Consider the following 8,723-nt stretch of genomic DNA (forward strand, 5'->3'; position numbering starts at 1 on the left):
GTTTCCAAAAGTGTCGAAAGCTCGCTTTCGTAAAACTTTTGGAAACAAAAAATCCTCAAACGCGCCAGCGTTTGAAGGGATTGGTTTTGAATCGACTCCTCTATCAGGATCACCGAGCGAGAGCGAGGTAATCCGGGCGTCAAGAAAAAAGTATAAAGTTCAAACCGACGAAATGAAATTCAGCGAACACTGTGTCTCGGCTTAGCCGATGAACAGCTAAGAATAAAAGTACCAGTGAGCTAAGGAGGTTCAGCGAGCCTGCCTGACGGTAGGCAGGTAACCTATTAAATAATAGTGCCAGCGAGCTAAAATCAAAAGTATGCCCTGAGCATGACCATCAAATGCGACAGCATTTGTAGGGATTGCTTTTGAATCGACTCCCCTATCAGGATCATCGAGCGATAGCGAGGTAATCCGGGTGTCAAGGAAAAGTATACCAAAACAACTCTTACTGGGCGCCTGCCCTTTGGTAGACAGTTGATCCCTGAACCAGTCGAAGAGACTACCAGGCACCCAGTACATACTTAATCCTTCTATACTATTCATTTCTTAACAAATATTGATAAACCACTTCTCTTTTAAATTATAACTTCTTGTTCTTCAAAAATAATCATTATTTTTGTGTAACATTTTTACTCAATATCGATATGAAAGATTCAAAAAATTGGTTTGTACTACGAACAAAACCACGTCAGGAGAAAAAAGCGGCTGCTTACCTCTCTGATGCCGGATTTGAAGTATACATACCTTTAAGAGAAACTATCAAGATTTGGAGCGACAGAAAGAAAAAGGTTAAAGAACCTATTATTCCCTCTTATATTTTTATCCATATTTCAGAAAAATACCGTACATCAATATTCCCGGCAGTAGGCATATCAAACTATATGTATTGGTTAAAAAAACCTGTTATTATCCGTGACAAAGAGATGGAACAGATGCAAAGATGGTTTAACGATCACGCTCAGGAAGAAATCAAATCAAGGGAAATTTCAGTTGGTAATGAGGTAAGAATAGAATCAGGTATTTTGTTGGGTAAACAAGGTATTGTGGAAAAAATAGGATCAAGATTCATCACTCTTTCTATTCCTCAACTGGGAGTAAAATTACAGGTGGATAAACCTAAAACTATTATTAAGGTAGTGAAAGGTAATGATTAGTGAGATTGAGTGATGGAGAGTAATAAGGTTAATTAGCCCTATTCCTCTCTATAAATTATTATCACAAAAATAAAATCTTAGTCAAAATGTGACTGAGAGAGCGAAGCTGTGGTAAACGTTGAATGGTGGATGGTGAATGAATAACTCAAAACTCGTAACTCATAACTTTTCACTTATAACTTTTCACTTATAAAATGTTAGACAGTCTGATCACATCCCAAACTAGAGTAAAATTATTACTCAAATTTTTCCTGAATCCTGCTATGAGTTCCTATCTGCGTGGATTGGAATCAGAGTTTAAGGAAAGTACAAACGGCATCAGAATTGAGTTGAACAGACTGGAAAAAGCCAACATGCTAACTTCATGCAACAAGGGAAACAGAAAATATTATTCAGCAAATACGCAACATCCCCTGTTTACAGAAATAAAGAGCATAGTTTCTAAATATGTCGGTGTAGATAAGATTATTGAATCTATTGTCGGAAATGTCGGAAACGTTGAAGAAGTGTACATTGGTGGACAGCTTGCAAAAGGACTAGACACTAATATAATTGACGTCTTTTTAGTTGGTAATAATATTGACGAAGTGTATCTGTTAAACAAAATACACAAAGTAGAAAAAATTCTTAAACGAAAAATACGACACCTGATTATAAAACCCGGGAATAAAGAAAATTTCTTTGAATCAAACGCAGAAGATAAGCTTCTGGTGTGGACTACATGAGAAAGAAAAAAGCATGCCCTGAGCGAAGTTGAAGGGATAAAAGATACCTGCCTGCGTGACTCAGTCAGGCAGGAAAAAGGAAAGACGATGCGAAACACCTGATAAACATACCGAAGGTGTATAAACTATAGATTCCACCATCGAAATCAGGCAGTTAGACCATGATTCTTAAACAAGCGAATAAACTAAAATATGACAACACACGAAATAGAGCACATACTGTCGATTTGCCGTGATGCCGGAAGTGCAATCTTAGAAATCTACAACAGTGATGATTTCAACATTGAAATAAAAGGAGATGGTTCGCCACTTACCAGAGCTGATAAAAAATCGCACGAGATAATTGCTGAAGGACTGAAAAACACCGACTTCCCGATTCTAAGCGAAGAGGGTAAAAGTATTGCTTTCGAAGAAAGAAATAAATGGAACGAATTTTGGATGATAGATCCAATAGACGGCACCAAAGAGTTTATTAAGAGAAACGGCGATTTCACGATCAACATAGCATTAATAAAAAATAATAACCCTGTATTCGGTATTGTATATGTTCCTGTTGACAATACCGTTTATTTAGGCGATGCTGAGCATGGCAGTTATAAGTTCGATATAAATGATGAGGACTGGAAGAACAAAAAAAACACACTTCCCTTCAAAATAGAAAGAGAATATACTGTTGTTGCTTCGAGATCACACTTATCGGTAGAAACAGAAGATTTCATTGAAGAACTAAAAACTGACAATCCAAACCTTGAAATTAAATCCAGGGGGAGTTCTCTGAAATTATGCATGGTTGCGGAAGGTCTGGCTGATATCTATCCCCGATTTGCACCCACAATGGAATGGGACACCGCTGCGGGACATGCAGTTTGCTCTTTTGCAGGAAAAAGAGTCTTTGAATACAATAAAACAACCGAATTGGTTTACAATAAGGAGAATCTGTTGAATCCCTGGTTCATCGTGAAATAACGGACTATTCCCCTCTTGAGAGGGGATAAAAAAAGAACTTACTATATTTATTAAATGATTTCTAACTTACCCTTAATATTTGCAATCCTTTTTGCTTTTTCAATAGTTGCACTTGTTACAACTAATGTTAAAGCATATAAAGTATTTGGATTATTAAACATAGTAGCTGTATTATTGGGTCTTATCTCAACCGAAGACCTGATATTGCAATTTGCAAATCCTTCTATTGTGATAATTTTTTCCCTGATATTTATATCTATGGGGATAGAAAGAGCCTTCCCGATAACTCTATGGATTGACAAAATAATTAGCCGGGGAAATACATACAATATATTTAAGCTGAAGTTTTTTCTTTTTGTTTCATTAATCTCAGCAATTTTAAATAACACACCGATAGTTTCGCTGTTGACCCCTTACGCAATGAAGAAAGCCAGAGTTTATAAAAATTTCAAAACTCCTTCTTTATTGATAATACTTTCCTACATATCAATTTTAGGAGGAATGTTAACTATAATTGGTACTTCCACCACACTGGTTTTAAACGGTTTTATAAAAGGACAAAAAGGTCAGGAATTAAGCAGTATCGATCTGGTTATACCGGCATTAATTGGTGTTGTAGTAGGTCTGTTTTTCCTGACTTTCTTTGGTGATAAAATTTTAAAATCGAAGAAAGATGTTACACATAAGGTAGAATTCGAAAATGATTACACCTTCGAGCTAAAAATTAAAAAGAACAGTACCCTAGATCAAAAACCGGTAAGCGAAAGTGGACTTCGTCATCTTGGTGATGCATATTTGTTTGCCATAATGAGAGAAGGCAAAATTATTGAAGTTACCTCTTCTACCATACTGCTCGAGAAAGATATTCTGGTTTTTGCCGGTAAGCCTGACAGCATTGAAAGTGTTATGGAAAATATTAAGGGACTGGCATGGGTAAAAGACTATCAAAAGGTAGATGATTCAAAACTGATAAAATGTGTAGTTGCAAATAACAGCTTCCTGATATCTAAAACGCTTCAGGAAATTGATTTCAGACGAAAATACAGGGCTGCTGTAATAGCTGTTCAAAGAAAGGGAAAACATCTTCCAAAAAACCTTGGAACAATCAGATTTCAGATGGGAGATGTAATTATCGTTAACGGAGGAAAAGAATTTGAAAAAACAATTCAGTTCGACAATTCACTCTATCAGATATCACATATTAAAGACCTCCCTTTTGTGTCGAAGTTAACGAAGTTTTTAATAATTACCTTCGCTCTGATTATGGTGGGGCTGATAGCCATGAGTAAAATAAGCATGATGAACGGAGTATTACTGGTACTAATTTCCTTTGTTGTCGGTAATGTTTTGAGACTTGAAGATTTGACCACGAAATTCAATTTCCGACTGTTCTTACTGCTTGGATTCGCATTATCGGTCGGAAATATTTTTATCCAAACAGAAACACTGAATTCCGTAATAGAAACGATTCTTTCGATATGTGGTAATTTACACCCATTCAGTATTTTGTCTCTAATTTTTATTATCACCCTGATTCTTACAAATTTTGTTACAAATATTGCAGCGGTATCCATTATGTTTCCGATTGCATATTTATTTATAGCTCCCTATAATCTCGATCAAACTGCCTTGTATCTGGCACTTGCTTTTGGTGCATCGGGAGCATTTATCACTCCCTACTCCTACCAGACAAACCTGTTGATTCAGGGTCCGGGAGAATATACAAATCAGGATTTTATAAAATTGGGCGTGCCTTTAACAATATTGTATTCTGTAGTGGTTTTAAGCTATATTTATATTCACTTTTTTGGTTAATAACATCATATCTATCTAACAACATCAAAATCGTCATCTCGACCGTAGTGAGTCGCCTGCCCTTACAAACTGTATCACAATTACTATTATCGTCATTCCGACCGAAGTGGAGGAATCTCAATATTCTGATTTTCAAATAATGAGATATTTTGCTCGCTGGCACTTTTACTTTTAATAGTTGCTCGCAGGTTCGACTTCACTGCGTTTACTCACGAATTTTTATTATATGTGTTCCGTTAATCGCTTCACTTATTTCACTCAAAATGACGCATTTTTTTAATTGTGACACGATCTGTTAGATAAGTAGAAGGGAAGACGAACGCAATGGAGAGATATAACTATAATAAACAGTAATCATCAAAATGAAACAAAACATAATCAAACATAATTACTCTGTAACAAAGGAAGACAGAAAAAGCAACAACCGGCAAAATTCATTTTTGCTCTGGTTCACAGGTTTATCCGGTTCAGGCAAATCAACCATTGCCAATGCCCTTGAGCACAAATTGCATCAGGAAGGATTTAAAACCTATGCACTCGACGGGGATAACATCCGTAAAGGAATCAATAGCGATTTGAGCTTTAGTCCCGAAGACAGAACAGAAAATATTCGCCGGATTGCCGAAGTTGCAAATTTAATGGTCGATGCCGGATTGATAGTTTTTGCTGCTTTTGTATCACCATATAAGAAAGACAGAAAAAACATTGAGAATATAGTAGGCAAAGAAAATTTTGTTGAGATCTTTGTAAATACGTCTATCGAAGAGTGCGAGAAAAGAGATGTAAAAGGTCTCTACAAAAAAGCCCGAAATGGTGAAATAAAAGACTTTACGGGAGTAAATGCTCCTTACGAAGCACCCGAAAATCCGGATTTCGAAATTGTAACCGATAATATGAGTATCGAAGAATCGGTAGAGATGATTTATTACGAAATTAAAAATAAGTTAAAATAAAGCAACTACATATCAACCCGGTAACATCATGTCGAGCAAAGCGTAGCGACGTCAAGACATCTGCTGGGAAAATAGAGTAAACATCAATAAATAAAAGTTTCAGTAAACATAAACAGATTTGCTTCGCTGAACCTAAAGGCTTCCTACACTAACTCTGTTCGGGTAGGATGACCTAATAAAAAAAAACTATGGCAAAATATTTTCTAAATTACCTCGATGAATTGGAATCTGAAGCAATTTTCGTTTTGCGCGAAGTACATGCTCAATTTCAAAACCCTGTAATTTTATTTTCAGGAGGAAAAGATTCAATTGTATTGGCCCACCTGGCTAAAAAGGCATTTTATCCATCAAAAATACCTTTTGCATTAATGCACATCGACACAGGACACAACTTTCCGGAAACAATTAAATTCAGAGACGACCTGATAGAAATACTCGGTGCCAAGCTAATTGTAGGCTCAGTTCAGGAAGCTATTGATGATAACAGAGTTGTTGAGGAAAAAGGTAAAAATGCAACCCGAAACGAGTTGCAGATAACAACCCTGCTCGATGCTATCGAAGATAATAAAATTGACTGTGCCATTGGTGGCGGACGCCGCGATGAGGAAAAGGCAAGAGCAAAGGAAAGATTCTTCTCGCACCGCGACGATTTCGGTCAGTGGAGCCCAAAGAACCAGCGTCCTGAATTGTGGAACCTCTTCAACGGAAAAATGCAGGAAGGAGAGCACTTCAGAGCCTTTCCAATTAGTAACTGGACCGAAATGGATGTGTGGAACTACATAAAAAGAGAAAATATCGACATTCCGTCTCTTTACTTCGCACACGATAGAGATGTTGTTTTCAGAAACGGAAGCTGGATACCGGTTTCGGAATACCTCATCATGCACGGCAACGAAGAAATAGTTAATAAAAAAATACGTTTCAGAACTCTGGGCGACATTACAATCACAGGAGGTATAGAAAGCGATGCCGATACCCTTGAGAAAATCGTAGAGGAAGTTTCTGCCATGAGAGAAACTGAGAGAGGTAACAGATCTGATGATAAAAGAAGTGAAACTTCGATGGAGGACAGGAAAAAGCAAGGATATTTTTAAAAAAAATAACCGCTAACGCGAAGTTTATCGCAAAAGTACCTCAGAGTTTGATTAAACAATAAATAATACTTAGCGACACTTTGCAACAACCTTTGCGGTAAAACAAAAAAAACAACAAAGAAAACTAATCATGAGCATAGATAATAATCAGTTATTGAGATTCACAACCGCCGGAAGCGTTGACGATGGTAAAAGTACACTAATCGGAAGATTGCTTTACGATTCAAAATCTATTTTCGAAGACCAGATAGCCTCGGTTGAGGCTACAAGTAAACGCAAAGGTCTTGAAGATGTAGACCTGGCTTTATTTACAGATGGTTTAAAAGACGAAAGAGAACAGGGAATTACTATCGATGTAGCCTACCGCTACTTCACAACTCCAAAACGTAAATTCATCATTGCCGATACACCGGGACATATTCAATATACACGAAATATGGTTACAGGGGCATCTACTGCCAATGTTGCTATAGTTTTAATTGATGCCCGAAAAGGAGTTATTGAGCAAACTAAGCGCCACTCGTTTATCGCTTCGCTGTTGCAAATTTCACACGTTATTGTTTGCGTTAACAAGATGGATCTTGTTGATTATGACGAAAAAATATTTAACGAAATTGTAGAACAGTACGAGGAGATGTCGGCCAAGATGATGATTAAGGATGTCCGTTATATCCCCATCTCTGCACTCTTTGGCGATAACGTTGTTAACAGATCCGAAAGTACAGCATGGTATCAGGGTGCTCCCCTACTCCATACTCTCGAAACTATTCACATCACCAGCGATAACAATATGGTTGATGCCCGTTTCCCGGTGCAAACAGTACTTCGTCCGCAAAATGGCGATGACAGAGACTATCGAGGTTATGCAGGGACAATAGCAGGCGGAATTTTCAGAGTCGGCGACGAAGTAAAACTTATGCCGTCGGGATTCCACTCGAAAATAAAATCTATTAACCAATATGAAGATTATATAAATGAAGCCTTCGAAGGTATGAGTATAGCCATGACCCTCGAAGATGATATCGACCTGAGCAGAGGCGACATGATAGTGAAAAACAACAACCAGCCGGAAAAAACTCAGGATCTGTCGGCTATGATCTGTTGGTTCAACGACGATGCAGCCCGCCCGAGAGCTAAATACACTCTTAAGCACACATCGAACGAACCAACGGCGATGATCAAAGAAATTGAATATAAAGTAAATGTTGATACCCTAAAGAGAGAAACTGAAGACAAGACCATCAATATGAATGATATCTGCAAAGTTAAAATCAGAACTACTGCTCCTATCATGATGGACGAATACTCCAGAAACAGAAAAACAGGAAGCTTTATCCTGATTGACTCTGCTACAAACGATACGGTAGCTGCAGGGATGCTGATCTAAAATGATGAATTACAAATACAAATGTTGAATTATTTATTCAATGTTGAATATTGAATGGTGAGCAATAAGTAAACATATTACTTGTTACTCACCACTCAACATTAATCAATTCGCACTGGGAATAGTACCAAAAGGAATCTGAGTAAGACCATCGGCTATCTGATCTACACCTTTTTTTAGTTTCTTGCCAATCATCATCTTCATCATCATATTCAGCTCCGTGTGAATTGTAAGCCTGGCTTTACAAGAATATTCATTTACCGGTAGAAGTTGTATCCACAGTGTGAAGCTCATCGGCAAGCCTTCTTCGCTCTCAACTTTAATGGTCTTACCTTCTTCGCGATTTACGATGTGCATTCCTACTCTGCCAACCGGGTCTATTTTAAAGCTGCATGAATCACGATCTGCCTGAAAATCCTCTATATTAAATTTATCGGCCTTCTCCCCCAGTTGTTGCTTCGCGCGTTCTAAATTCTCCGGATTAAAAAGAAAATTCAGTGTTTCCAAATTCGACAACCTGTCATAAACCACAGCATTGCTCCAGTTTATGGTTTTTATATTACTAACGTATTTTTGAAGTGACATAGTTTTCCTGCTTATTTTTTCAGCCTGCTAAGAGAGCTTAT

The 8,723-nt window shown here is 37.4% G+C and carries 9 protein-coding genes; 8 read left to right on the forward strand and 1 reads right to left on the reverse strand.

Annotated features, from left to right (window positions below):
- From ABFR62_11535 to ABFR62_11570, 8 genes are all read left to right on the forward strand, one after another.
- Positions 1-205, forward strand: a 205-nt coding sequence (locus ABFR62_11535; GenBank protein ID MEN8139051.1) for a hypothetical protein, incomplete at its 5' end; no start/stop codon positions are given.
- A gap of 442 nt (positions 206-647) precedes the next feature.
- Complete coding sequence (locus tag ABFR62_11540; protein ID MEN8139052.1) at positions 648-1,157, forward strand: UpxY family transcription antiterminator; 510 nt, start codon at positions 648-650, stop codon at positions 1,155-1,157.
- Positions 1,158-1,420: 263 nt separating this feature from the next.
- Positions 1,421-1,882: an ArsR family transcriptional regulator gene (locus ABFR62_11545; GenBank protein MEN8139053.1), complete on the forward strand. Its 462-nt coding sequence runs from the start codon at positions 1,421-1,423 to the stop codon at positions 1,880-1,882.
- Between the two features lie 192 nt (positions 1,883-2,074).
- A complete protein-coding gene (gene cysQ / locus ABFR62_11550) occupies positions 2,075-2,848 on the forward strand; it encodes a 3'(2'),5'-bisphosphate nucleotidase CysQ (GenBank protein ID MEN8139054.1) in 774 nt (257 codons plus the stop codon).
- 54 nt (positions 2,849-2,902) lie between these two features.
- Complete coding sequence (locus ABFR62_11555; protein ID MEN8139055.1) at positions 2,903-4,663, forward strand: SLC13 family permease; 1,761 nt, start codon at positions 2,903-2,905, stop codon at positions 4,661-4,663.
- Positions 4,664-5,025: 362 nt separating this feature from the next.
- Entirely contained in the window at positions 5,026-5,616 is a 591-nt protein-coding gene (gene cysC / locus ABFR62_11560; protein ID MEN8139056.1) for an adenylyl-sulfate kinase, read from the forward strand.
- Between the two features lie 188 nt (positions 5,617-5,804).
- Positions 5,805-6,710 (forward strand): sulfate adenylyltransferase subunit CysD, encoded by a 906-nt coding sequence (gene cysD / locus ABFR62_11565; GenBank protein MEN8139057.1) that lies wholly within the window; start codon positions 5,805-5,807, stop codon positions 6,708-6,710.
- A 130-nt stretch (positions 6,711-6,840) separates the two neighbouring features.
- Positions 6,841-8,097, forward strand: coding sequence for a GTP-binding protein (locus tag ABFR62_11570; protein ID MEN8139058.1), 1,257 nt, complete (start codon positions 6,841-6,843; stop codon positions 8,095-8,097).
- A gap of 105 nt (positions 8,098-8,202) precedes the next feature.
- On the opposite strand, the gene ABFR62_11575 is transcribed toward ABFR62_11570, so the two are convergent.
- Positions 8,203-8,682: an SRPBCC family protein gene (locus tag ABFR62_11575; GenBank protein MEN8139059.1), complete on the reverse strand. Its 480-nt coding sequence runs from the start codon at positions 8,680-8,682 to the stop codon at positions 8,203-8,205.
- Positions 8,683-8,723: the final 41 nt, after the last annotated feature.

The organism is Bacteroidota bacterium (assembly GCA_039714315.1).
Classification (GTDB): Bacteria; Bacteroidota; Bacteroidia; order Flavobacteriales; family JADGDT01; genus JADGDT01.